This window comes from Bradyrhizobium sp. ARR65, assembly GCF_000472385.1.
GTDB lineage: Bacteria > Pseudomonadota > Alphaproteobacteria > Rhizobiales > Xanthobacteraceae > Bradyrhizobium.
Window position 1 is genome coordinate 61486 of sequence record NZ_AWZU01000024.1, and the last position, 23472, is coordinate 84957.

The 23472-nt window shown below is 63.7% G+C and carries 22 protein-coding genes and 1 pseudogene; 10 read left to right on the forward strand and 13 right to left on the reverse strand.

Annotation, left to right across the window (positions count from 1 at the left end):
* Positions 1 to 203: 203 nt before the first annotated feature.
* The 3 genes from aroC to fabI form a co-directional block, all read right to left on the reverse strand.
* Positions 204 to 1292: a chorismate synthase gene (gene aroC, locus F758_RS0124565; RefSeq protein WP_024510360.1), complete on the reverse strand. Its 1089-nt coding sequence runs from the start codon at positions 1290 to 1292 to the stop codon at positions 204 to 206.
* A 226-nt stretch (positions 1293 to 1518) separates the two neighbouring features.
* A complete protein-coding gene (locus tag F758_RS0124570; RefSeq protein ID WP_024510361.1) occupies positions 1519 to 2118 on the reverse strand; it encodes a histidine phosphatase family protein in 600 nt (199 codons plus the stop codon).
* A 12-nt stretch (positions 2119 to 2130) separates the two neighbouring features.
* A complete protein-coding gene (gene fabI, locus F758_RS0124575; RefSeq protein ID WP_024510362.1) occupies positions 2131 to 2949 on the reverse strand; it encodes an enoyl-ACP reductase FabI in 819 nt (272 codons plus the stop codon).
* A gap of 199 nt (positions 2950 to 3148) precedes the next feature.
* Here fabI and F758_RS0124580 point away from each other — a divergent pair, with 199 nt between their 5' ends.
* Complete coding sequence (locus tag F758_RS0124580; RefSeq protein WP_024510363.1) at positions 3149 to 3637, forward strand: sigma-70 family RNA polymerase sigma factor; 489 nt, start codon at positions 3149 to 3151, stop codon at positions 3635 to 3637.
* Positions 3638 to 3677: 40 nt separating this feature from the next.
* A complete protein-coding gene (locus F758_RS0124585; protein ID WP_024510364.1) occupies positions 3678 to 4448 on the forward strand; it encodes an anti-sigma factor family protein in 771 nt (256 codons plus the stop codon).
* A gap of 306 nt (positions 4449 to 4754) precedes the next feature.
* On the opposite strand, the gene F758_RS0124590 is transcribed toward F758_RS0124585, so the two are convergent.
* Positions 4755 to 5729: a DnaJ C-terminal domain-containing protein gene (locus F758_RS0124590; RefSeq protein ID WP_024510365.1), complete on the reverse strand. Its 975-nt coding sequence runs from the start codon at positions 5727 to 5729 to the stop codon at positions 4755 to 4757.
* Positions 5730 to 5879: 150 nt separating this feature from the next.
* On the reverse strand, positions 5880 to 6275 hold the full coding sequence (locus tag F758_RS0124595; protein ID WP_502689177.1) for an RT0821/Lpp0805 family surface protein: 396 nt from the start codon (positions 6273 to 6275) through the stop codon (positions 5880 to 5882).
* Positions 6276 to 6435: 160 nt separating this feature from the next.
* Between F758_RS0124595 and pdxH the strand changes: the two genes are divergently transcribed.
* Together pdxH and F758_RS0124605 are read left to right on the forward strand one after the other, a co-directional pair.
* On the forward strand, positions 6436 to 7077 hold the full coding sequence (gene pdxH, locus F758_RS0124600; RefSeq protein WP_024510367.1) for a pyridoxamine 5'-phosphate oxidase: 642 nt from the start codon (positions 6436 to 6438) through the stop codon (positions 7075 to 7077).
* A gap of 185 nt (positions 7078 to 7262) precedes the next feature.
* A complete protein-coding gene (locus F758_RS0124605) occupies positions 7263 to 8015 on the forward strand; it encodes an SDR family NAD(P)-dependent oxidoreductase (RefSeq protein WP_024510368.1) in 753 nt (250 codons plus the stop codon).
* Positions 8016 to 8152: 137 nt separating this feature from the next.
* Here the strand turns inward: F758_RS0124605 and F758_RS0124610 are convergent, their stop codons facing one another.
* Positions 8153 to 9094, reverse strand: a complete 942-nt coding sequence (locus F758_RS0124610) for a LysR family transcriptional regulator (RefSeq protein ID WP_024510369.1) — start codon at positions 9092 to 9094, stop codon at positions 8153 to 8155.
* Between the two features lie 111 nt (positions 9095 to 9205).
* Here F758_RS0124610 and F758_RS0124615 point away from each other — a divergent pair, with 111 nt between their 5' ends.
* Entirely contained in the window at positions 9206 to 9754 is a 549-nt protein-coding gene (locus F758_RS0124615) for a hypothetical protein (protein WP_024510370.1), read from the forward strand.
* A gap of 27 nt (positions 9755 to 9781) precedes the next feature.
* Positions 9782 to 10105, forward strand: a complete 324-nt coding sequence (locus tag F758_RS0124620) for a carboxymuconolactone decarboxylase family protein (RefSeq protein ID WP_024510371.1) — start codon at positions 9782 to 9784, stop codon at positions 10103 to 10105.
* 247 nt (positions 10106 to 10352) lie between these two features.
* On the opposite strand, the gene F758_RS0124625 is transcribed toward F758_RS0124620, so the two are convergent.
* From F758_RS0124625 to F758_RS0124640, 4 genes and pseudogenes are all read right to left on the reverse strand, one after another.
* On the reverse strand, positions 10353 to 10691 hold the full coding sequence (locus F758_RS0124625) for a hypothetical protein (RefSeq protein WP_024510372.1): 339 nt from the start codon (positions 10689 to 10691) through the stop codon (positions 10353 to 10355).
* 209 nt (positions 10692 to 10900) lie between these two features.
* Positions 10901 to 12585: pseudogene (locus tag F758_RS52030) on the reverse strand (HAMP domain-containing methyl-accepting chemotaxis protein).
* Between the two features lie 210 nt (positions 12586 to 12795).
* The gene (locus F758_RS0124635; RefSeq protein ID WP_024510373.1) at positions 12796 to 13026 is read right to left on the reverse strand and encodes a hypothetical protein; all 231 of its coding nucleotides are present in this window, start codon (positions 13024 to 13026) and stop codon (positions 12796 to 12798) included.
* Between the two features lie 283 nt (positions 13027 to 13309).
* A complete protein-coding gene (locus F758_RS0124640) occupies positions 13310 to 14287 on the reverse strand; it encodes a magnesium transporter CorA family protein (RefSeq protein WP_024510374.1) in 978 nt (325 codons plus the stop codon).
* A gap of 369 nt (positions 14288 to 14656) precedes the next feature.
* Between F758_RS0124640 and F758_RS0124645 the strand changes: the two genes are divergently transcribed.
* Positions 14657 to 15343 (forward strand): L,D-transpeptidase, encoded by a 687-nt coding sequence (locus F758_RS0124645; protein WP_024510375.1) that lies wholly within the window; start codon positions 14657 to 14659, stop codon positions 15341 to 15343.
* A gap of 50 nt (positions 15344 to 15393) precedes the next feature.
* Here the strand turns inward: F758_RS0124645 and F758_RS0124650 are convergent, their stop codons facing one another.
* Entirely contained in the window at positions 15394 to 16482 is a 1089-nt protein-coding gene (locus tag F758_RS0124650) for an extensin family protein (protein ID WP_024510376.1), read from the reverse strand.
* 93 nt (positions 16483 to 16575) lie between these two features.
* Between F758_RS0124650 and F758_RS0124655 the strand changes: the two genes are divergently transcribed.
* The 3 genes from F758_RS0124655 to F758_RS0124665 all read left to right on the forward strand — a co-directional run bounded on the left by F758_RS0124655 (position 16576) and on the right by F758_RS0124665 (position 20755).
* Positions 16576 to 18204: a fatty-acid--CoA ligase gene (locus F758_RS0124655; protein ID WP_024510377.1), complete on the forward strand. Its 1629-nt coding sequence runs from the start codon at positions 16576 to 16578 to the stop codon at positions 18202 to 18204.
* A gap of 317 nt (positions 18205 to 18521) precedes the next feature.
* Positions 18522 to 19730 (forward strand): ABC transporter substrate-binding protein, encoded by a 1209-nt coding sequence (locus F758_RS0124660; RefSeq protein ID WP_024510378.1) that lies wholly within the window; start codon positions 18522 to 18524, stop codon positions 19728 to 19730.
* 167 nt (positions 19731 to 19897) lie between these two features.
* Positions 19898 to 20755 carry a DUF1499 domain-containing protein gene (locus F758_RS0124665; RefSeq protein WP_024510379.1) on the forward strand — a complete coding sequence of 286 codons (858 nt, stop codon included), beginning with the start codon at positions 19898 to 19900 and terminating at the stop codon, positions 20753 to 20755.
* Positions 20756 to 20950: 195 nt separating this feature from the next.
* On the opposite strand, the gene F758_RS0124670 is transcribed toward F758_RS0124665, so the two are convergent.
* Together F758_RS0124670 and F758_RS0124675 are read right to left on the reverse strand one after the other, a co-directional pair.
* On the reverse strand, positions 20951 to 21871 hold the full coding sequence (locus F758_RS0124670; protein WP_024510380.1) for an MBL fold metallo-hydrolase: 921 nt from the start codon (positions 21869 to 21871) through the stop codon (positions 20951 to 20953).
* 211 nt (positions 21872 to 22082) lie between these two features.
* Positions 22083 to 23297, reverse strand: coding sequence for an acyl-CoA dehydrogenase (locus tag F758_RS0124675; protein WP_024510381.1), 1215 nt, complete (start codon positions 23295 to 23297; stop codon positions 22083 to 22085).
* Between the last annotated feature and the right edge of the window lie 175 nt (positions 23298 to 23472).

The following is a 23472-nucleotide window of genomic DNA, read 5'->3' on the forward strand; positions in this document are numbered from 1 at the left end:
TGGCGGACCGCGTCGGAATATAGCAGGTATCCTGACACTCACAGAAGGCCTAGCAGAATTCGGCTCGCGCCCTGTATGAACTGACGCACAGTTCGGCATCACGATGACGGCGACCGCGTGACAAAGCGGCGCACCCGCTTGAGGCTTGGGCCACTGATTGAGGACAATAGCGGGTTCGACTGCAATCGAGCCAGCGTGCGCCGTTACCGGCCCACCTGACCGCGATGGCGCAGGAAATGATCGGCGAGCACGCAGGCCATCATGGCCTCGCCGACAGGGACTGCGCGGATTCCGACACAGGGGTCATGCCGCCCTTTGGTCAGGATCTCGGTTTCATGCCCCTTCCGGTCGACGGTCTGCCGCGGGGTGAGGATCGACGAGGTCGGCTTCACGGCAAAGCGCGCGACGACCGGCTGGCCGGTCGAGATGCCGCCCAAGATGCCGCCGGCATGATTGGAGAGAAACCGCGTGCCCTCATTGCCGGTGCGCATCTCGTCCGCGTTCTCTTCGCCCGACAACTCCGCAGCCCCGAAGCCCGCGCCGATCTCGACGCCCTTCACCGCGTTGATGCTCATCAGCGCCGCCGCAAGATCGGAGTCGAGCTTGGCATAGATCGGCGCCCCCAGGCCGGGCGGCACGCCTTCGGCGATGATTTCGATGACCGCGCCGATCGAAGACCCCTTCTTTCTGACGCCGTCGAGATAGTCCTCGAAAAAGGCGGCCTTGTCCTTGTCCGGGCAGAAGAACGGATTGCGCGCGACTTCGTCCCAATCCCACTTGTCGCGATCGATCTTGTACGGCCCCATCTGCACCAGCGCACCGCGCACTTGCACATCGGGCAAGACCTTTCGCGCGATTGCCCCCGCGGCAACGCGCATCGCGGTCTCGCGCGCCGATGAGCGGCCGCCGCCCCGATAGTCGCGCAGGCCGTATTTCGCCTCATAGGTGAAGTCGGCATGACCCGGACGAAACTTGTCCTTGATGTCGGAATAATCCTTGGAGCGCTGATCGGTGTTTTCGATCAGAAGCGCGATCGGCGTGCCCGTCGTCACCTGCACGCCCGTATCGGGATGCGGCATCACGCCGGACAGGATCTTGACCGCATCGGGCTCCTGACGCTGGGTGGTGAAGCGCGACTGCCCGGGCCGGCGGCGATCGAGGTCGCGCTGGATGTCCTCATTGGTGAGGGGGATCAACGGCGGGCAGCCGTCGACCACGCAGCCGATCGAGACCCCATGGCTTTCGCCAAAGGTGGTGACGCGGAACATGTGGCCGAAGGTGTTGAAGGACATAATGCCGTTAATGGTGCGCAGTTGTGTTGATTGTCAACGTCATTCCGGGTTGGGCCGAAGGACCAAACCCGGAATCTCGAGATTCCGGGTTCGATCCGGAGCCTGTCATCGGGCCGGGCGTTCGCGCAGACGGGGTGGCATCGCCCCGGAATGAAGCCCCGGCACGTCATGGCCGGGTCAAGCCGGTCAAGCCCGACTATGACGACGGAGCGAGCTGCCGGCAGCCTTAACCGTACTTCTTCAGGCCGTCCTCGCTGAAGACGTAGACCACGCCCTGCTCGATATATAGATCAGCGGCACTCTCCGGCGTCTCGAAGCCCAGTGCCACCATGAGCGCCCGCGCGGTGCCGCCATGCGCGACGGCGACGGTATCGACCAGCAGCGAATCGTACCAGTCGCGAACGCGGAGCTGCACCGACGCATAGGTCTCGCCGCCGGGCGCGCCGACCGTCCATTTGTCGAACTGCCGCCGCGCGAACAGCTCCGGGTCCAAGGTCTCGCTCTCGGCGAGCGTGCGACCTTCCCACGCGCCATAACCGATCTCACGCAGCCGGTCGTCCAGCCCGTAGTCGCCGGGCGGCAGGTCCAGCTCGCCGCGCACGAGCTCCATGGTCGTGCGCGCGCGGCCCAACGGGCTCGCGATGAAAGCCAGCCGGTCCTTGTCATGCCCGTTGCGCCGAATGAGATCGGAGAGGATGCGGCCGGCCTGCACCGCCTGCCTGCGCCCAAGCTCATTCAATGGAATGTCCAGCGTGCCCTGCAGCCGGCCGGTCCGGTTCCAATCGGTCTCGCCGTGGCGGAGATAGTAAATTGTCGGCGTCGGCATTGCGGCGCTTGGCTATTCCTTCGCCAGCGAAATATCCGGCGCGTCCGGCCGCTTCATGCCGACGACGTGATAGCCGGAATCGACGTGATGCACCTCGCCGGTGACGCCGCGCGACAAATCGGACAGCAGATAGAGCGCACTGTTGCCGACATCCTCTATCGTCACTGTGCGGCGCATCGGCGCGTTGTATTCGTTCCATTTGAGGATGTAGCGGAAATCGCCGATGCCGGAGGCCGCCAGCGTCTTGATCGGTCCGGCGGAGATTGCGTTGACGCGGATGTTCTTCTCGCCGACGTCGGCGGCGAGATAGCGCACGCTTGCTTCCAGCGCCGCCTTCGCGACACCCATGACGTTGTAATGCGGCATCCACTTCTCGGCGCCGTAATAGGTCAGCGTCAGAATCGAACCGCCGTCGGTCATGAGCTTTTCCGCGCGCTGCGCTATCGCGGTGAGCGAGTAGCAACTGATCAGCATGGTCTTGGAGAAGTTATCCGCGGTGGTCTCCAGGTAACGACCATCGAGCTGGTCCTTGTCGGAGAAAGCGATCGCATGCACGACGAAGTCGATCTTGCCCCACTTCTCCTTCAATCCTTCGAACACGGCATCGATCGTTGCGGGGTCGGTGACGTCGCAATGACCAAGCAGCAGCGCGTCGATTTCGCCCGCCAGAGGCTCGACGCGCTTCTTCAGTGCGTCGCCTTGCCAGGTCAGTGCGATCTCCGCACCGGCCGCATGGCAGGCCTTGGCGATACCCCAGGCAATGGAGCGATTATTGGCGACGCCGAGCACGACGCCGCGCTTGCCCTGCATCAGACCTGAACTTTGCGCCATCCGCTTTCTCGCTTCGAATTGAGGGGGTTTGGAGGTACACCAGCCCTCCGCCGCGGTACAGCCTTAAATCCGACGCCGGCGCGGGGCGATCCTAACTCCCGGAATAGTCAAGGCATTTGGGGGTTAGCCTGAATGGGGCGATCGCGCGCTTGCGGTGGCCTGCCGCAACAGTTGAGACCGAGCCGCCAAGCGAACCACCATGAGCGCGTTCCGCCAGAGCGTCGAAGCCATGATCCCGGCCCTGCGCCGCTATGCCCGCGCGCTTGCGCGCGATGCTGATATTGCCGATGACCTCGTCCAGGACACCTTGGTGCGGGCATTGCGTTCGGAACGGCTGTTTCTCGGGGGCGACTTAAGGAGCTGGCTCTACACCATCCTGACCAACCTGAACAAAAACCGCAGGCGCTCGCTGGCGCGGCGGCCGCAATTCATGCCGCTCCTGGACAACAACCCGGACGCAAGCGGCACCGAGGCTGAAGGGCGCGACATCGAGCGCGCACTGTCGACGCTGGTCGAGGAGCAGCGCGCGGTGCTGCTGCTCGTGGTGCTGGAGGGCATGAGCTATCGCGAGGTCGCCGACATCCAGGGCGTGCCGATCGGCACGGTGATGTCCCGCCTTGCGCGGGCGCGCGCGCATGTGAAAGCCTCGATCGAGGGCGAACGGCCATCGCTGCGTCGAGTGAAATAATGCGAGATTTTTCGAATTTGATTGGTACGAGACCACGAAAATGACCGAGCGCAAGATTCCCGTCACCGAGGACGAGCTCCACGCCTATGTCGATGGCGAGCTGCCAGCGGAACGTCGCAGCGATGTCGAAGCCTGGCTCGCCGCGCATCCCGCGGACGCCGAGCGGGTGCAGTCGTGGCGCGCGATGGCCGAGGCGCTCCATCTGCGGTACGACTCCGTCGTCAACGAGCCGGTGCCGAGGCAATTGGAGCTTGAGCGCCTGGTGCGACAGCCACGCCGCTGGATCTATGGCTCGGTTGCGGCCGCACTGGTCGCCTTCGTTGCCGGCGGCGGCGTTGGCTGGGTGGTCCGCGGAGCGACGTCCAAGCCCTCGCCCGTCCAGGACTTCATGCTGGACGCGCTGGATGCGCACCGGCTCTACGTCGTGGAGGTCCGCCACCCCGTCGAAGTGCCCGGCAGCGAGCGGGCGCACCTGCAGGCCTGGCTGACCAAACGCTGCGGCCGGGAGGTGCGCGCACCGGAATTGGCGTCGGCCGGGCTGAAACTCGTCGGGGGGCGGCTTTTGCCGGGGCCGAGCGGGCCGGCGTCGTTCCTGATGTATGAAAGCGCCGCCGGCGAACGCTTCACGGTCTATGCCGCCAAGGCGTCCACCGAGACCGCGCATATGCGCTACACGACCATGGATGATGACGGCGCCATGTTCTGGGCCGACCGCGGCGTCGGCTATGTCGTGAGCGGCGGCAATGACCGCGAGCGACTCGCCCAGGTGGCGCGGGCGTTCTATGACCAGGTCGAAAAGAGCGGCGGCTAGCGCCCGACAAGCCGGGCCATCTTTGCGCCCTAAGCAGCCTCGCGGATCCTGATCCAGGCACCGAGACAACCTACCGGTGCGAGGTTCCAGTGCCTCGCCTTTGGCGCGCGCACGCCAAAGTTCCGACATTGAAAATCTGGAATCAAGTCATGGGTGCGTCTCAATATCGCACCGGATACTCACCAGAAAATGAACATGCGTTCGATCCGCCGATCGACGCAAGCGGCCTCGCAGTGGGGTTTGGTACCGCGCTGGTCCCTCACGCGAGGCCGCACCATTTTTTTCTTCAAATCTTCTTCCGATGCGTCACGCAAGGTCGCTACGCGGATTATAAGGACGGGCGTCCTTCCATTTCTGCATCAACGTCTCGAGTTCGGCATCGTTCCCGTCCGGTAGCATGATCCGGGTCGTCACAAAGAGATCGCCATTCGCCGCCCCGGTCTTGGGCAAACCCTTGCCCTTGAGTCGGAAGGTGCGGCCGGAAGACGTGTTCTTCGGGATCGACAGTTCGACCGCGCCGGTCAGCGTCGGCACCCGGACCTTGCCGCCCAGCACCGCCTCATAGAGCGTCACCGGCAGATCGAGCCGCAGATCGCTGCCCTCAACCTTGAAATAGGGGTGCGGGGCGATGTTGATGGTGATCAGGAGATCGCCGGGCGGATGGCCGGGCGCGGTTTCGCCCTGGCCCTTCAGGCGGATCTGCTGTCCGGCGGTGACGCCTGCCGGTACCTTGACGTTGAGCTCCTTGCCGGTCGGCAGTCGGACACGCTTTTCGGCGCCCCGCACGGCCTCTTCCAGCGACACCGTCATCGAGACGTTGAGGTCGAGATCAACCCCGACGCCGCCCCCGCCCATCTCGAATTCAAACGGACCGGCGCCAGCGCCGGCGCGGCCGGCTCGCGCACCACCGCCGGCGAACATGCTGTTGAGGATGTCCTCGAACGCACCGCCGCCAAAGCCGCCGGGCCCGCCACCGCCAGAGCGGAAAGTATAGGTTTCGAAGCCGCCGGGGCCGGTGCGGCCGCGCGCGCCACCACCGGGAAAACCGGTAAAGCGGGGCTTGCCCTCGGCGTCGATCTCGCCGCGGTCAAATGCCTTTCGCTTTTCCTCGTCGCCGAGGATCTCGTTGGCGGAATTGATCTCGGCGAAACGCGCCGCCGCCTTCGGATCGTTCTTGTTCGAATCGGGGTGGTGTTTCTTCGCGAGCTTGCGATAGGCGCTCTTGATGGCCGCAGCGCTTGCATTCCGCGGCACCCCCAAGACCTCATAGGGGTCGCGCATCCGTCACGTCTCCTTCAGGAAAAATCAGATTATACCCCAAGGGCTGAAAGCCCAGTTGGGTTTCATCTGGGGTTTTCGTTGCATTTTTGCAACGTCCGGCGGGGTCACCTCTCTCATCGGGAGAGGTAAACCGAGTTCGCGGACGGCGCATCAAACATCATCTCTACCGGCCCTACCCCGCCCTTGCGCCCAGGGTTTCAGCGTCTGAATCTCCCATCGGCCGTTGCCGGCCTTGCAGGCGGCCCCCTGCAGCCAGCTTTGGGTGTCGCCATTGACGTAGCTTGCCAGGAAATCGCGGCAGGTCCTGCCGTCATCGCCGGCATAGGCCGAAGCCAACGGCGTCACCGAGCCGCGTGCCCCGGTCTGGGGATTTTCCCAGGGCTGGCTTGCGCCCTTGCTCCCCTTGGCCAGCACGTCGGACGCGGCGTTGCGGGCAAGAACGAGGTCACTTTCGGTCGGCTCTTTCGCCTTGGCGTGCTTGGCCGGAATCGAGCCGGTCACGTCGTCGTCGATGAACTTCGCGAAGGTCCCGCCGGAACGGGACATGCTGCAGCCGCCTGTCCCTAACCCGATAAGAATCAATGTAAGTGCAGCGCCCTTGGCCGACATCGCCAATAGGCCAACGCGGCCCCATGCCCTATATAGGGCGAGGCCGCATCGCGGCTGGGTTTGGCCCGCAGGCGGACGCAACATCGGCTCCAGTCAAATGAACGACACCACCTCCATCAAACACCCGACACCCTTAACATCCGGTGATTTCACCGAGGCCCACGAGCCGTTCGCCCTGTTCAAGGAATGGTTTGCGGAAGCGACGAGGTCGGAGCCCAACGATCCCAACGCCATGGCGCTTGCCACCGTCGACGCCGATGGGCTTCCCGACGTGCGCATGGTGCTGATGAAGGGCTATGACACTGACGGCTTTGTCTTCTACAGCCACATTGCGAGCCAGAAAGGCCGCGAGCTGGCCGCAAATCCTAAGGCCGCTTTACTCTTCCATTGGAAATCGCTGCGCCGGCAGGTGCGCATCCGAGGGATTGTCTCACCCGTGACCGATGCGGAGGCCGATGCCTATTTCGCAACCCGCCCGAAGCAGGCGCAGATCGGCGCCTGGGCATCGAAACAATCGCAGCCTTTGGAGAGCCGCTTCGCCTTCGAACAGGCGATCGCCAAAGTCGCCGCAAAGTATGTGATCGGCGCGGTGCCGCGCCCGCCGGGCTGGAGCGGCTGGCGCATTGCGCCGCTGCGAATAGAGTTCTGGCACGACCGCCCGTTCCGCCTGCATGACCGCATCGAATTCCGCCGCGACGCGCCCGAGGGCGCGTGGACCAAGGTGAGGATGTATCCGTAACACGCAAACGCCGTCATGGCCGGGCGTCCACGTTTAGGGGCGTCATTCCGGGGCGCCTCGAAAGAGGCGAACCCGGAACCTCGAGGTTCCGGGTTCGATACTGTCGCATCGCCCCGGAACGACGGAGCAAGAACACGCGGCTGCCCGGATCGGGCATGACCGAGAACAAGAGCTAGAGAGCGAACATGCCCACTACATCCAACATGCCCCGGCGGACGCTGCTGCTCACCGGGGCCAGTCGCGGCATCGGCCATGCGACGGTGATCCGCTTTTCATCCGCCGGCTGGCGCGTGATCACCTGCTCGCGGCATCCGTTTCCGGAGGAATGTCCGTGGGACGCGGGGCCGGAGGATCATATCCAGGTCGACCTTGGCAATCCCGACGACACGCTGCGCGCAGTGGCCGAGATCAGGAAGCGGCTCGAGGGCGGCCAGTTGCACGCGCTGGTCAACAATGCGGCGATCTCGCCCAAAGGTCCCGGCGGCTCGCGGATGGGGACCATGGATACCGAGCTCGACACCTGGACGCATGTGTTCCAGGTGAATTTCTTCGCGCCGATCATGCTCGCGCGCGGCCTGATCGAGGAATTGAAGAAGGTGAAGGGCAGCGTCGTGAACGTGACCTCGATCGCAGGCTCGCGCGTGCATCCCTTTGCCGGCGCGGCTTACGCAACCTCGAAGGCGGCGCTCGCCGCGCTGACGCGCGAGATGGCTTCCGATTTCGGCCGCGTCGGCGTGCGCGTCAATTCGATCGCTCCGGGCGAGATCGACACCTCTATTCTCTCGCCGGGTACCGAGAAGATCGTGAAGGAGCAGATCCCGATGCACCGTCTGGGCACGCCGGACGAGGTGGCCAAGATCATCTACGTGCTGTGCACGGAGACGAGCTCTTACGTGAACGGCGCGGAGATCCACATCAACGGCGGGCAGCATGTGTAATCCATCGGCTCCATGGAGCTCGTCATGCCCCGCGAATGCTGGGCATGAGGTACGCCGCGCAGTCTCGATTTGACGACTGACGGGGTTCTGGAATACGCATCGTCCGCTTTCGCGGACAATGATAGCGGCTGCCGATTTCACTTCGTTTCCCGACCTACCGCCGCTCGAAGTGCCTGGTCCCATTTCTCCGAGGCGAGTTCCTGCTTCAGCGCGACCACAAACGCGCGATAGGTCGCGCTCGGCTTGGGTAGCGAGCGCAGCGCGAAAATCCCCTGCTCGCCGCTCTTGGTGAGACGCGCAGGAATCGGCACGAGCCGGCCGCGTTCGACGTCGCTCCACACGATCCATGACGCCAGACGCGCGATGCCCAGCCCGCGGCAGGCGGCGTCGCGCAGGGCTTCGAAATCGTCGCAGCGGAAGACCACGTGCCGGTCGATCTCACTCCGCTCAGCAGCCAGCGCCTCGCGCCAGCCAAGGAGATCGTCGCCATGGAGCTTGTCGAGGAGGCGGTGCTGCGCAAGCGTCGCCTTGCAAAAGGGGAGCGCGGCCTGCTTCAGATAATCTGGGCTCGCGCACATCAGCATGCGCTGCACGCCGAGTTTTGTCGCGATCAGCGAGGAGTCGGTGAGCGCACCGACCCGAATTACCGCATCCATGCGGTCGCTGACGGGATCGGCGAGACGTTCGGTGAAATCGACCTCGACCCGCAGGCCGGGATGGCTGCGCATCAGCCGCTCGGAAGCCGGGATCACGCAACGCTTGCCGAGCGTCGGCTGGCAGGCGACGCGAAAGGTGCCGGAAACTGCACCATCGAGTGACGCGATCTCGGCTCGCAAATCCACCAGCGCGTCGAGGATGGGCGAGGCGCGGTCGAGCAGCAGCCGGCCCGCCTCCGTCAGCCGCACCATGCGGGTGGAGCGGATGAACAGCGCCGCTCCAAGATGCTCCTCCAACGCATCGATCTGCCGCGTCACCGAGGACGGCGTAGAGCCCCGCGCCCGCGCCGCAGCGGAAAAGCTGCCCGCGCGCGCCGCGGCGACGAAGGCGGCGAGATGCTCTGCGAAGCGATAGTCCTGCATCTTTGCACGATACGCAAAAGCATTTTGCGCCGCAACACGCTACAGGCACGCGCGATCATCGGCATTATGGCCGCGCAAGAGCCGCCCTCAACGAAACACGGTGATCGCGCCATGAGCGAAGTCGTTTCCAACCTCACGCTGTCCTCGTCTGCTTTCAGTCATGTCATCGACATTCCAATCGAGCAGGTCGACATTGCAGATTGGCTGTTCAACCTGCCCGAGGCCGAATATCAGCGCTGCTGCCCGCCGGATCACATCTCTGCTGGCGCGACCTGGACCGACAACGGCAAGCCAATGTCGATCAATGTCGAGATGATCGGCCAGACCCTGATGGTCCAGCACTATGTCGGCGAGATCGCCGAGAAGCACCACTGCCGTATGGTGTCGATCTCTGACGCGTTCACGCCCAACGGGCGCACCCGCGTGCAGGTGATCTGGGATTTGAGCGTGACTGAGATCGACGACAAGATTTGCGAGTATACCAACAGCGTGGTCGCGCATCCGACCAAGGAATTTTTGGAGTTCATCAAGCAGCACAATATTCGTTTCGAGGACGCGGCCACCGCGCGGCAGCGCGACGGCGGCGACCATAACCGGCGCGAGACGCCGCTATTTGCGGAAAGCATAAAGCGGCGCGCTCTGACGCGGAGCAAGATGTAGCCCAGCAGGATAGATTAAGGAGGCCGGATGGCCGAGCCGGATTTCTCAAGCCCGCGCGAGGCCGCGCGGGCGTTTACGCCGAAGCTTTCGCAGCTCGTGGAAACCCCGCTGTTCGATCAGGTGTGGGCCGACCCCGCCCTCTTGCCCCGCGATCGCTCGATCGCCACCGTGGCGGCGCTGATAGCGACCGCTGCTTTCGAGGAATTACCGGCACATCTTCACCGCGCGGCGCAGAATGGGCTCACGCGCAAGGAGCTGTCGGCGCTGATCACGCACCTCGCCTTCTACGTCGGTTTTCCGCACGCGATCACGGCCTCCGCCGTCGCGCAGAGGACGCTGGGGGAAGAGTGAGTGCACCTCACGGCCGTGAGATACAGCCCGTCGGCGCCCGCTGGGGGACAATGCCGCGCGTTGCTGGCGCGCGGGCTGATCGCGGAATCCGGCCATCCACGTTTTGCCCGGGAAAAAGTAAGACGTGGATGCCCCCGGGCCTTCGCCTTGCCGAAGGGCTTCGGCCCCGCAGGCGGGACAAGCCCTGGGCATGACGAGTCAAACAACCGCTATCACGACGAAGCCGTGACACGCTCGTCTCACCGCATCAATAGCGGCGATAGTGATGATGGTGGTGATGGTGATGATGATAGAAGCGACGGTGCGGCGGGACCACCAGGATCGGCGCGCGGCGCCAGTGGTGATGGTGATGGTGATGGTGGCGATAGTACTGCGCGAGTTGCACGCGCGCTTCACCGCTGCCCGCAGCCTGCTGCTCGTCCATCGCCTGCAGCACCTCGGCGGCGTTCGGAATGGGCTCTAACAGCTCGGCATAGGAATTGGCCTGCAGCACGTCGACATGAGACGGCCCAGGCGCCGCCTGAGCCGACGAAATCGTTCCGAGCGCAGCCACCGCGCCCAACAGTCCGGCAATCTTCTTTTCCAAGTTCTTTCTCCTTGACCCTCCGGCCCCGCGAGCAAACTTCGACTTGGAACGATGGTTCCGGTGCGAGGAGGTGCCATGCGCGCGAATAGGCGCGCAGTGTCGCCCATTGGCCACACCGCGATGACGAGCAAACCCAACGAGACACGTCAATGATGACGCCATCGCCGGCCTTGTCCCGACCATCCAGGTGTTTGCAACGGCAACGGTCTCTACGCCGCCCGCATCGCGGCGAGAAACTTGTCCACTTCCATCTTCAGCCGGTTGCTGTCGCCGGCCAACAACTGCGCGGCTGAGAGCACCTGTGCTGACGCCGAGCCGGTCTCGTTCGCGCCCTGTTGCACGTCGGTGATGTTGGACGAGACCTGCTGCGTGCCGTGTGCGGCCTGCTGCACATTGCGGGAGATTTCCTGGGTGGCGGCGCCCTGCTCTTCCACGGCGGCCGCAATGGCGGAAGAAATCTCGGAAAGGCGTTCGATCGTCTCGCCGATTTCCCGGATAGCAGCGACCGACTCCTGCGTCGCGCCCTGCACGCCGGCGATCTGCTGATTGATCTCGCCGGTCGCCTTCGCGGTCTGCTCGGCCAGCGCCTTCACCTCGGAGGCGACCACCGCGAAGCCGCGGCCGGCTTCTCCGGCGCGCGCGGCCTCGATGGTGGCATTGAGCGCAAGCAGGTTGGTCTGCCCGGCAATGGTGCTGATGAGCTCGACCACGTCGCCGATGCGGGAAGCGGCCTTGGAGAGCTGGCGACGCGCTCATTGGTGCGCCGCGCCTGGTCGACGGCCTCGCCCGCCATGCGCGCCGATTCCTGCACCTGGCGGCTGATCTCGGTCACCGATGAAGACAATTCCTCCGTCGCTGAGGCCACCGACTGCACATTGGTGGACGCTTCCTCGGACGCGGCCGCCACCGTCGTGGTGAGCTCCTGCGCACGGCCGGCCGTGGCCGTGAGCGTGCCGGCGGAAGCCTCGAGCTCGGTCGAGGCGGAGGACACGGTCTCCACGATCTCGCCGATCATGGTTTCAAAATTGCGGGTGATGGCGTCGACGCGGCGGCCGCGCTCGATCTTGGCTTCGGCATCGCGCGCCGCGGCCTCGTCAGCCGCTTTTTTCGCGATCAGTGCCTCCTTGAAGACCTGCAGCGCATCGGCCATGGCGCCCATTTCCGTGACCTCGCCGCGATGCGGGACCTCGGCGGCAAGATCGCCGGCACCGAGCGACTGCATCGGCTTGATGATCGAGGCGATGCCCTGCGACACATCGCGGATCAGGTAGAACCCCGCGGTGAGGCCGCCGAGCAAAGCGAGCACGATGATACCGATGATCACCTCAATTGCCGTGCTGTAGCCGTCGGCGGCGGCCTTGGTCTCGTTCGCCGCGCCGCGGTCGTTCAGATCGATGTCCTTCTGCAGAGCCTCGTCGGCCCGCGCGCCGTTTGCCTGATTCCTGATCAGGACAGCGCGGGCCTCCACGGCGGTGCGGCCCACACTGTCGCGCGAAAGCTTGATCGCCTCCTGCGCGCCATTGAAATAGTCGCCCCACGCGCGCGACCAGTCGTCATACAGCGCACGCTCCTCGGGCGAGGTGATCATGGGTTCGTAGGATTTGCGATCCTTGGCCACACGTTCGAGGGCCGCAGCCAGTTTCTTCTCGGCCTGCGCCTTCTCCTCGGCGGTCTCGCCCATCAGATGATCGCGCAAGGCGGAGCGGTAGCTCAATACGTCCGCGCGGAGTTGACCGACCACACGCACGCTGGGCAGCCAGTTCGTGCTGATCTCCACCGTGTGGCCGTTGATGGCCTGCATGTAGTGGACCGCCATCGCGCCCATGGCGCCCGACATGATCAGCAGGAACGCAATGACCGCGATCATCTTCCAGCGAATCGAAAGCTTCGACATTGGAAATTTTTCCTCAAAACCAGAGCGCGGTTGCCCGCGCGATGTCTGGCAAAATCAAAAAACAAATGCATTTGCGCACGATTGAATCGGTTTAGACCGACAGCGCGAAGAAAGGATTAAGGATGAAATCCGGAAATCTACTGAGAGACAAAGCGGCAGGACGGTGGGTGCCGATTGGTTTGGCCGGCGCTCGGAACGACCACGCGGTCCTCAACTCAAGCTGCGCAAGATCTGCGCGGCCTGCCAGCGGAGGCGTTGGTCGGCGACGTCGACGGCGAACGCGCCGGAGCATTCTTCCTCGCGCTCGCCCTCGCTCAGCGCGGCGCCGCAATGGCGGCAGACGCGCGGGGAGAGCGCAGGCGCGCGACAATCTTCGGCGCGGCCGCGGTAGCGCGCGAGGTCAACGACGTTCGGAGACGGTGTTATGAGTTTCTCAACCATTGGGGTCCTCACGCCGCAAGCGCGTCAGCCAATCGCGGCAAGCGCTCATCCTTAACTGTTCGCGCATGATCGCCGCGCAAACGCTTCTCCTTCGTTTGCTGAAGGGAAAACCGGCTGCTCGCACCGCTTCAACCAAGCCTCCGGCTCCGGATCATGCTGGCAGGGACCCTAACCAACAAGTTTCGCTCAAATCTTCAGCACACCACTCAAATTTTACGGGTGGGGTTGGGGCACAGGGAACAGCGGGCTCTGCGTTTGCTCACCTCGCCCCGCTCGAGGTGAGCTACAGCCACTTCTTCAATTTGAAGATGTAGTACGGCACGACCGCGGCAGCGACCATGGCGACGATCGCGAGCGGGTAGCCAAGATGCCATTGCAGCTCCGGCATATCCTTGAAGTTCATGCCGTAGATCGAGGCGATCAGCGTCGGCGGCATCAACACCACGGCCATCACCGAGAACAGCTTGATGATGTTGTTCTGCTCGAGATTGACGACGCCGAGCATGGCATCGAGCACGAAGGTGATTTTGTTGGAAAGATAAGAGGCGTGATCGGTGAGCGAGCCGACGTCGCGCTGCATGGTCTTGAGCTGCTCGCGCATGTCCTTCGACCATTTCACGCCCTCGACCACCGCGGACAGGAAGGTGACGAGGCGGCCGATCGAGACGAGGCTTTCACGCACCTTGGACGTCAGGTCTCCCTTGCGGCCGATCGCGATCAGGATGCGCGAATATTGCTTGGCGTGGCCGTGGCGCTCGCTGTCGGGCTCGAAAATGTCGTGAGAGACCTGGTCGATGTCGGCGCCGACTCGCTCCAGAATGTCGGCGCAGCGGTCGATCACGGCATCCAGCAATTCCATCAGCACCTGCTCGCCGGTGATCGCGGGGGAACAGGAGCGCGCGAGCTTGTATTCCACCACGGCAAAGGGCTTTGGCGTGTCATAGCGCACCGTGACCAGGCGATGGCCGGCGAGGATGAAGGTCACCGCCGTCGTGCGCGGCATGTCGGTGTCGGACTGACACATCAACGTCGCCGTCATGTAGCGCGCGCCGTTCTCGATATAGAGCCGGCTGGAGATCTCGATCTCCTGCATGTCCTCCCGCGTCGGCACCGCGATCCCGGCGAGCCGCTCGACCGCCTTGTCCTCGGGCATGGTCGGGTTGACCAGGTCGATCCACACCGCGTTATCCGGCAGCGCGGCAAAATCCGTGATGGTGGCCTTCTTCAGAGCGGACTCGGAGGGGACAAACACGGAAAACATCAGGAACTCCAGAGACGCCGGGACGACGTGACCTGCCCTACGGGACTTGGACGGATTATGCCAGTCACCAAGTGACGGCCGCGTTAACCATGGCGGACCTTGTTGTGCACAAGCCTCCGGTGTGGAAACTTCGGTGTCGCCTGACGGCAAAGCGGCGCAAACCCGGCCCATGTTGCCCAAAAATCAGCCTCACGCCGCCGTGATTGCGGCAAAAAAGCCACAACCGAGCTCCTGCATCGCGGCGAATCGTTCTCAAAGCTGGAATTGTGGCGCGCTTCGACGGTATTGTGGCTTAACTGAATCGTGGCGTTTGCGGCGCAAACTTGGCGTTCAAGCTACGCTTGTGCCTTCAGAATCCGGAAGTGAACCATGCCGTCGCTGAAAGTGAAACTGGCCGTATTGGCCGCCGGCCTGTTGTTGTCGGGCTGCATGCAGGCCACGACCTACGAGGCCACCAACACCGCCAATTTCAAGCCGCACGACAAGGAGCTTCTGTCGAAGATCCGCTATACCAACGTACCGGTTCCGGAGCCGTTCCGCCGCGCCATCGTGGAATATCACCGCAAGGAAGCGCCCGGCTCGATCGTGGTCGATTCCGACAACCACTACCTTTATTACGTGCTCGATGGCGGCAAGGCGATCCGCTACGGCATCACCGTGGGCGAAGAAGCGATGGCCTGGTCCGGCATCGCCAAGATCGGCGCGATGACGGAATGGCCGGCCTGGCACCCGACCAAGGGCGAAATCGAGCGGCTGGGCGTGCCGACCTATGTCGCACCCGGCCCCGACAACCCGATGGGCTCGCGGGCGATGTATCTCTATGCCAACGGCAAGGACACGCTGTTCCGCATCCACGGCACCAACCAGCCGGAATATATCGGCGCCTCGATCTCGTCGGGCTGCATCCGCCTGACCAACGAGGACGCGATCGATCTCTATAATCGGGTGAAGGTCGGCACCATCGTGGTGGTGCTCGAGCCCCACAAGGGCGACTCCCCGTACAATTCGACGCTCGCATTGCAAGGTGGCAGCAGCAGTTTCCCGCTGTTCCAGTGAGGGGGGCGTCAAGCTTGGGGTGAAAAAGCGCCGGTACAGCCGGCGCTTTTTTATTGGGCGTGTCGCCTTTGGGCGCGCCTCGCTTTGCCCACCTTGCGAGTCTGCTGCGTATCCGGCTTTGCCGCTTCGGCCGCAGGAATTGTCTTCTCCGGCTGCTGCGCCTGCTCCTTCGATGGCGCCTCTGCCTTGTTCTGCTCCTCCTTGTTCGCCACCTGCCGCGGCGGCGCTTCTGCGGGGCGCTCGGACGGCAGCAGCGGGGCGACCTTCGGCAGCGGGTCCAGCACGTCCCATTGGCAGATGCGGTAGTTGTTGTGGCGCTCCATCAGGTCGAGATGGATGTGGTCCTCATGATGCCAGTCCGAGTCCGGCCCCAGCACGGTAGTGAAGCGCGTGCAGGCCGAATGCAGCATGTCCTCGCGCAACGACCGCGGCTCGTCACGGTCGGTCAGCACGATCTCGCGGCCGTCGGCGAGCTTAAAGCCGTGCACGTCGAGCGCGTTGGCATGTCCATGCTCGGACAAATGCGCGCCCTTCACGCCGTTGAAGTTGCGGCACTCGTAGGACTCGAAATTGTCGAGCTCGGCAAGCCGGCTGCCGAGCTCTTGCGCAAGCGGCGCGATGTCGGCGCGGACCCAGTCGGCGATCGCGGCGGCCATGGGGCAGCGCAGCGTCGCCGCCGGCGACACCGCCACGCGGTGCTTGTCGGGCAGCACGATCGCCTCCAGCCGCACCAGATCGTCGCCGCCGCAGCCGCCCGGGTCATGGATCGGAGGAAGTGATGGCGCAATCGCAACGTCCTCGGTCAACGCCTGCCGGCACGCCGAGGGTTCGGGAGCAGCCGGCGCCGTCGCCTGCTCGGCCGGCTTGTGTTCAGAGGAAGCCGCCGGTGGCGGGGCCGGCGGCCGGATCGCCGGCGGTATTTCGGGCTCGCCCCTGGCCTCGGTCGCCGCTTCCGCCTTCGGCGCATCGGGCGGACGTGGCTTTGGCAACGGCACCTTCACCGCATGGGCGAGGCGGCGCGGCTTTGGCGGAGCTCCGAACAGCTCGCCCCAGATCGTATGGGCCGACTTGCGTGCAGACGCTGGCGCCGGCTGGGCCAAGCTGCCGACAAGCGCCAGCGCGATTGCAGCGGTAACCATTATGCCGCGCCTTCGCCATTTGCGCACCTCTTGGCCCGCGCTAAGTTTCGTGGCAGTCCTTGGCAAGAGGGGAAACACTGGAGGAACGTCCGAATGCTTGGTTTGATGCAAGACTGGCCCTTGCTGTGCCATCGCATTATCGAACACGCGGCGACAATTCACGGCACTCAAGAGGTCGTCACACGATCGGTCGAAGGGCCCATCCACCGCACCAACTACAAACAGATCCACGATCGTGCGTTGAAGGTCTCGCAGGCGCTCACGCGCGACGGCATCAGGTTCGGCGACCGCATCGCCACAATCGCCTGGAACACCTGGCGGCATCTCGAATGCTGGTACGGCATCATGGGCATGGGCGCGATCTGCCACACCGTCAATCCGCGCCTGTTTCCCGACCAGATCGCCTGGATCATCAATCACGCGCAAGATCGCATCGTGCTGACCGATCTCACCTTCGTGCCGATGCTGGAAAAGATCGCCGACAAGATGGCGAGTGTCGAGCGCTATGTGGTGCTCACCGACGAGGCGCATATGCCGGAGACATCGCTGAAGAACGCGGTTGCTTACGAGGACTGGATCGGAAGTTGCGACGGCGATTTCGCCTGGAAGAGCTTCGACGAGAACACCGCCGCCGCGATGTGCTACACCTCGGGCACCACGGGCGATCCCAAGGGCGTTCTGTATTCGCATCGGTCCAACGTGTTGCATGCGCTGATGGCCAACTCCAAGGACGCGCTCGGCACGTCCGCCTCGGACACCATGCTTCCCGTCGTACCTTTGTTCCATGCCAATAGCTGGGGCATCGCCTTTTCCGCGCCCTCGATGGGCACCAAGCTGGTCATGCCGGGCCCGAAGCTCGACGGCGCCTCGGTCTTCGAGCTTCTCGACACGGAGCAAGTCAGCCACACCGCGGGCGTGCCGACCGTTTGGCTGATGCTGCTGAACTACATGAGCAGCAACAACCTCAAGCTGCCGCATCTGAAGATGGTGGTCTGCGGCGGCTCGGCGATGCCGCGCTCGATGATCAAGGCTTTCGTCGAGATGGGCGTCCAGGTGCGCCATGCCTGGGGCATGACCGAGATGAGCCCGCTCGGCACGCTGGCCACGCTGAAGCCACCGTTTGCGAAAACCACCGGCGAAGAGCGTCTCGACGTGCTGCAGTTGCAGGGCTATCCGCCATTTGGCGTGCAGATGAAGATCACCGACGATAGCGGCAACAAATTGCCCTGGGACGGCAAGACCTTCGGCCGGCTGAAAGTGAGCGGCCCGGCGGTTTCGAAGGCCTATTATCGCGTCGACACCAACATCCTCGATGAGGAGGGCTATTTCGATACCGGCGATGTCGCGACCATCGACGCGCACGGCTACATGCGCATCACTGACCGTTCCAAGGACGTGATCAAGTCCGGCGGCGAGTGGATTTCCTCCATTGACCTGGAGAATCTCGCGGTCGCCCATCCGGCGGTCGCGGAAGCCGCTGTGATCGGCGTTCATCATCCCAAATGGGACGAACGGCCGCTTCTGATCGTGCAGTTGAAGCAGGGTCAGAAGGCGACGCGCGAGGACATCTTGAAGTTCATGGAAGGCAAGATCGCCAAATGGTGGATGCCCGACGACGTCGCCTTTGTCGACGGCATTCCCCACACCGCCACCGGCAAGATCCTCAAGACCGCGCTGCGCGAGCAGTTCAGGAACTACAGCTTCCCGAACGCCGCGGCCTGACGCCCGAAACATCCAGCATGAAGCGGCCTCCGGCCCTCGCGGGCGGAGGCCGTGTCATTGAGGGCTGGGTCCACCCACTCCGCGGTCATCGTCCGGCTCGACCGGACGATCCAGTATTCCAGAGGCGGCAGAAATTTGAGCCAAACAACAGAGATTACTGGATACCCGCTTTCGCGGGGCATGACGGACAGATAGTCCAGATCGGTTAACGCTGGCGGCGGCTTGGCGTGAAACAGCGACGAAAGGCGAATTGGAAGCAGGGGGCTGCCTTTCTAATTTCCCGCCAGTTTAGAACCAGAAGCCCAGGGAACGCCCATATGACAGGATCAATCGCGAGACGGACTTTGCCGTGGCTGTTTTTCGCGGCGCTTGCCACGAGCGCGCACGCGGCCGGAAACAGGGTGGTGATCGGCGATATCGATGACATGTCCGGCCTCTATGCCGACGTGATCGGCCCCGGCGGCGTCGTGGCCGCCAAGATGGCGATTGAGGATTTCGGCGGCACCGTGCTCGGCAACAAGATCGAGTTCATGGAGACCGACCATCAGAACAAGCCTGACGTGGGCGCACAGAAATTCCGCGAGTGGGCCGACCGCGACGGCGTGACCATGATCCTCGGCGGCTCGAACACCGGCGTCAGCCTCGCCATGGCAAACGCCGCGAAGGAAAAGAAGATACCGTTCATCGCAATCGGCGCGGCCGGCGCATCGCTGACCGGCAAGGACTGCACGCCTTACACCGTGCACTACGCCTACGACACCACCTCGCTCGCCAACGGTACGGCGAAGACCATGGTGAATCAGGGCGGCAAGACCTGGTTCTTCCTCACCGCCGACTATGCGTTCGGCACACAGCTACAGGAAGCCGCCGCCAAGGTGGTCGAAGCCAGTGGCGGCAAGGTCGTCGGCGCGGTGCGCGTACCGCTCTCGACCTCGGATTTCTCGAGCTATCTCTTGCAGGCGCAGAACTCCGGCGCCCAGGTGCTGGGGCTCGCCAACGCCGGCAACGACTTCACCAACTCGATCAAGGCGGCCGATGAGTTCGGCATCGCCAACTCAATGAAGCCCGCGGCGCTGCTCGCCTTCATCAGCGACATCCACAGCCTGGGCTTGAGCACCGCCAAGGGGCTTTATCTCACCACCGGCTGGTATTGGGACCTCAACGACAAGACCCGCGCCTTCGCAAAGCGGTATTTCGCGAAGACCCAGCGCGAGCCGACCATGAACCAGGCGGCGTACTACTCCGCCACGCTGGCCTATCTGAACGCAGTGAAGGCCGCGGGCACCACCGATTCCGACAAGGTGATGTCCGAGTTGCACAAGATGAAAATCGACGACATGTTCACCAGCAATGGCAAGATCCGCGCCGACGGCTTGATGGAACATGAGATGTACATCATGCAGGTGAAGAAGCCGGAAGAGTCCAAATATCCCTGGGACTATTACAAGCTGGTCCAGACCATGTCGGGCGAGGAAGCGTTCGGAAAGTTGTCCGATTCCGCCTGCCCGCTCGTGACGACGCATTGAGGCAAAACCGCGCCCCGCTGCAAAGCCGGGCGCGGTTTTCTGCTCACCACTTCGGCCGAAACCTCCTATGAAGCCCCTTCCCTGCGGACCAAAAAGTGCGCTAGGCAGCTAGCGCTTGAGCCGCCCGCGTGACCGGGACGGGTGGCCCATCCGCAGTGGATTAGACGATGGCCCGCAGGTTCTCCGCTCCCTATCTCTCGGAGCCCATCTCCAGCCTAGCAAGCTGGGCGCGCAACCTCGCGGTGTTCTCCATCGTCGCGGTGCTGGTCTCGATCGTCATCGTCCGCTTCGGCTTTCTTGAGGTGAAGCCGGCGCTCGCGACCTTTTTCGGCGCGCTCGCCCTTGCGGGACTTTCCATCCTGATCGGGTTCGCCGGTTTCGCCGCGATCTGGCAGAACGGCACCCGCGGCATGAGCCGTATCTTACTGGCGTTCCTGATCGACGCCCTGGTGCTCGCCTACCCCGCCTATCTCGTGTTCCAATATCGCAGGCTACCGCCGATCCACGACATCACGACAGACCCGATTGATCCGCCGCGTTTCGAGGCGTTGAGCCGGCTGCGCACCGGTGAGGACACCAATCCCGCCGCCTATGCGGGGCTCTATTCCGCCGAGCAGCAGCGCAAGGCCTATCCCGATATCGAGCCGGTGAGCCTGGAGATTCCGGTCGATCGCGCCTATGCGCTCGCGCTGCGGCTCGCCAACAAACGCAAATGGTTGATCATCGACGAACGTCCGCCGCAGCCGCCGCGCGGCATCGGCCGTATCGAGGCGGTGGCACGCACGCCGATCATGGGTTTTCGCGAGGACGTCTCGATCCGGGTGCAGCCGGACGGCGAGGACTCTCGCGTCGATATCCGCTCCTCATCGCGCTATTTCCAGAGCGACCTCGGCAGCAATGCCGCGCGCATCTCCAAATTCATCGATGATCTCAATGCCGCGGCGGAAGCGGACAGCCAGAAACCGGCCAAGAAGCCGCCGCCACCACCGCAGCCGAAGGCACCGGCAAGAACGGTGAAAAAATGACGTCGTGACAAGTCGTCATTCCGGGGCGCGGCGAAGCCGTGGACCCGCTTTCTCTCAACGTCGTCATTGGCGGCGCGGCGAAGCACTCCAGACTTTCTCCGCGGATGCAGTCTGGATTGCTTCGTCCGCTTCGCTCCTCGCAATGACGACGTTGAGAGAGTGCGCCTTTCGCGCTGACGCGCCGGGAATGGCGGATCATGAGGCGAGCCGATATGTCCCGCCGATCACCGGATCGCCTTCGGTTGCGACCACGCCGCGCGCGACGAGGTCTTCCAGATGCGCCAGCACCGAATAGCCGGCGGCGGTGGTGAGGCGGGGATCGATGCCGATATAGATTGCGCGCACCAGGGTCGGAATGTCCGCCTCGCCCTTGCCGAGGCGATGCAGGATCGAGGCCTCGCGCGCCTTGCGGTGGCGGATGAGGAAGCGCACATAGCGCGGCCCTTCCGGAATTTCCGGACCATGGCCGGAGAAATAAAGATCCTCGTTGCGGCTCGCGAGCCGCTCCAAGGAGGCCATGTAATCGACCATCGATCCATCCGGCGGCGCGACGATCGAGGTCGACCAGCCCATCACATGGTCGCCGACAAAATTGACCTTCTGCTCCGGCCATGCGAAAGCCATGTGATTGGCGGTGTGGCCGGGTGTGGCCACCGCCTCGAGCCGCCACCCCGCTCCTTCGATGACGTCGCCATGGGCGAGCGCAACGTCCGGCGCAAATTCGCGGTCGGCGCCGGATTCCGGGTTGTGCTTCTCGCTCTCATAGCGCGGGCGCGAGGCGCGATGCGGGCCTTCGGCATACACGGTGGCGCCGGTCGCCTGCTTGATGCGGCCGGTGTTCGGGGAATGATCGCGATGGGTGTGGGTGACGACGATATGCGTCACGGTCTCGCCGCGCAGGGCATCGAGCAGCGCCTTCGCATGCGCCTCATTGTCCGGACCGGGATCGAGGATCGCGACCTTGCCTTTCCCGATAATGTAGCTGACCGTGCCGGTGAAGGTGAACGGGCTCGGATTGTCGCACAGCACGCGCCGCACGCCCGGCCGCACTTCCTCGACCACGCCGGGTTTTAAGGGGAAGTTGCGGTTGAAGGGGATGTCGTCGTTATCGGCCATCGGAGATGCCTGTCTTACGCAATGGGCACGAGGGCGCCCCACCCTCGCTCGTCATACCCCGAGAAGGCGGGATATCCAGTAAACACCGCTCTTCTGGACCGCCTCTGGAACCGGATCGTCAGTTGGAGCCTGTCATCGGGCTCGCCGAAGGCGAGACCCGCTGGCGGACGACGACAGCGGAATGCAAGGACGCGGCCCCGCCCTCGTCACCTCACGAAAACGCCTGGATCCCGGTGATCGCGCGGCCGAGGATCAGCGCGTGCACGTCGTGGGTGCCTTCGTAGGTATTGACGGTTTCCAGGTTCGCAACATGGCGCATCACGTGATATTCGATCTGGATGCCGTTGCCGCCATGCATGTCGCGGCAGGTCCGCGCGATGTCGAGCGCCTTGCCGCAATTGTTGCGCTTGACGATGGAGATCATCTCCGGCGCCATCTTGCCCTCGTCCATGAGACGGCCGACGCGCAAAGAGCCCTGCAGGCCGAGCGCGATCTCCGTCTCCATATCCGCCAGCTTCTTCTGGACGAGCTGCGTCGCCGCCAGCGGACGGTTAAACTGCTTGCGGTCCAGCGTGTATTGCCGCGCCCGGTGCATGCAGTCTTCCGCGGCACCCATGGCGCCCCAGGAAATACCGTAGCGGGCGCGGTTGAGGCAGCCGAACGGACCCTTCAGCCCCGACACGTTCGGCAACAACGCGCTTTCCGGCACCACCACACCCTCCATCACCACCTCGCCGGTGATGGAGGCGCGCAGCGACAGCTTGCCGCCGATTTTCGGCGCCGACAGGCCTTTCATGCCCTTCTCGAGAATGAAGCCGCGGATCTGGTTGTTGTGCTCGGCCGACTTGGCCCAGACCACGAAGACGTCAGCGATCGGGGCATTGGAGATCCACATCTTCGTGCCAGTCAGGCGGTAGCCGTCCGACACCTTCTCGGCACGGGTTTTCATGCCGCCGGGGTCGGAACCGGCATCGGGCTCCGTGAGGCCGAAGCAGCCGACCCATTCGCCGGTCGCGAGCTTGGGCAGGTATTTCTTGCGCTGGGTCTCATCGCCATAGGCGTAGATCGGATACATCACCAGCGAGGACTGCACCGAGTTCATCGAGCGATAGCCGCTATCGACACGTTCGATTTCGCGCGCCACCAGGCCATAGGCCACATAGCTCGCATTGGCGCAGCCATATTCCTCCGGCAGCGTAACGCCGATCAGGCCGAGCTCGCCCATCTCGTTGAAGATCTCGCGATCGGTCTTTTCCTCCAGGTAGGCCTTGATGACGCGCGGCAGCAACTTCTCCTGCGCATAGGCGCGCGCAGTGTCGCGGATCATGCGCTCGTCTTCTGTGAGCTGCTCGTCAAGCAGGAACGGATCGTCCCACTTGAAAGATGCCGCGGACGGCTTGTCCTTGGCCTGAGGGCGCACGCTCATGAGAAATCCTTTCGCATCAGACTTAACGGAATTGGCCTACAAATTAGAACGCCATCGCGCCAAGCGCAATTGCATCCGGAACATCCCGTCATTCCGGGGCGTCGGCGCTAGCGACGAACCCGGACTCTCGCGCCACAACTTCGAGATTCTGGGTTCGATGCTGCGCATCGCCCCG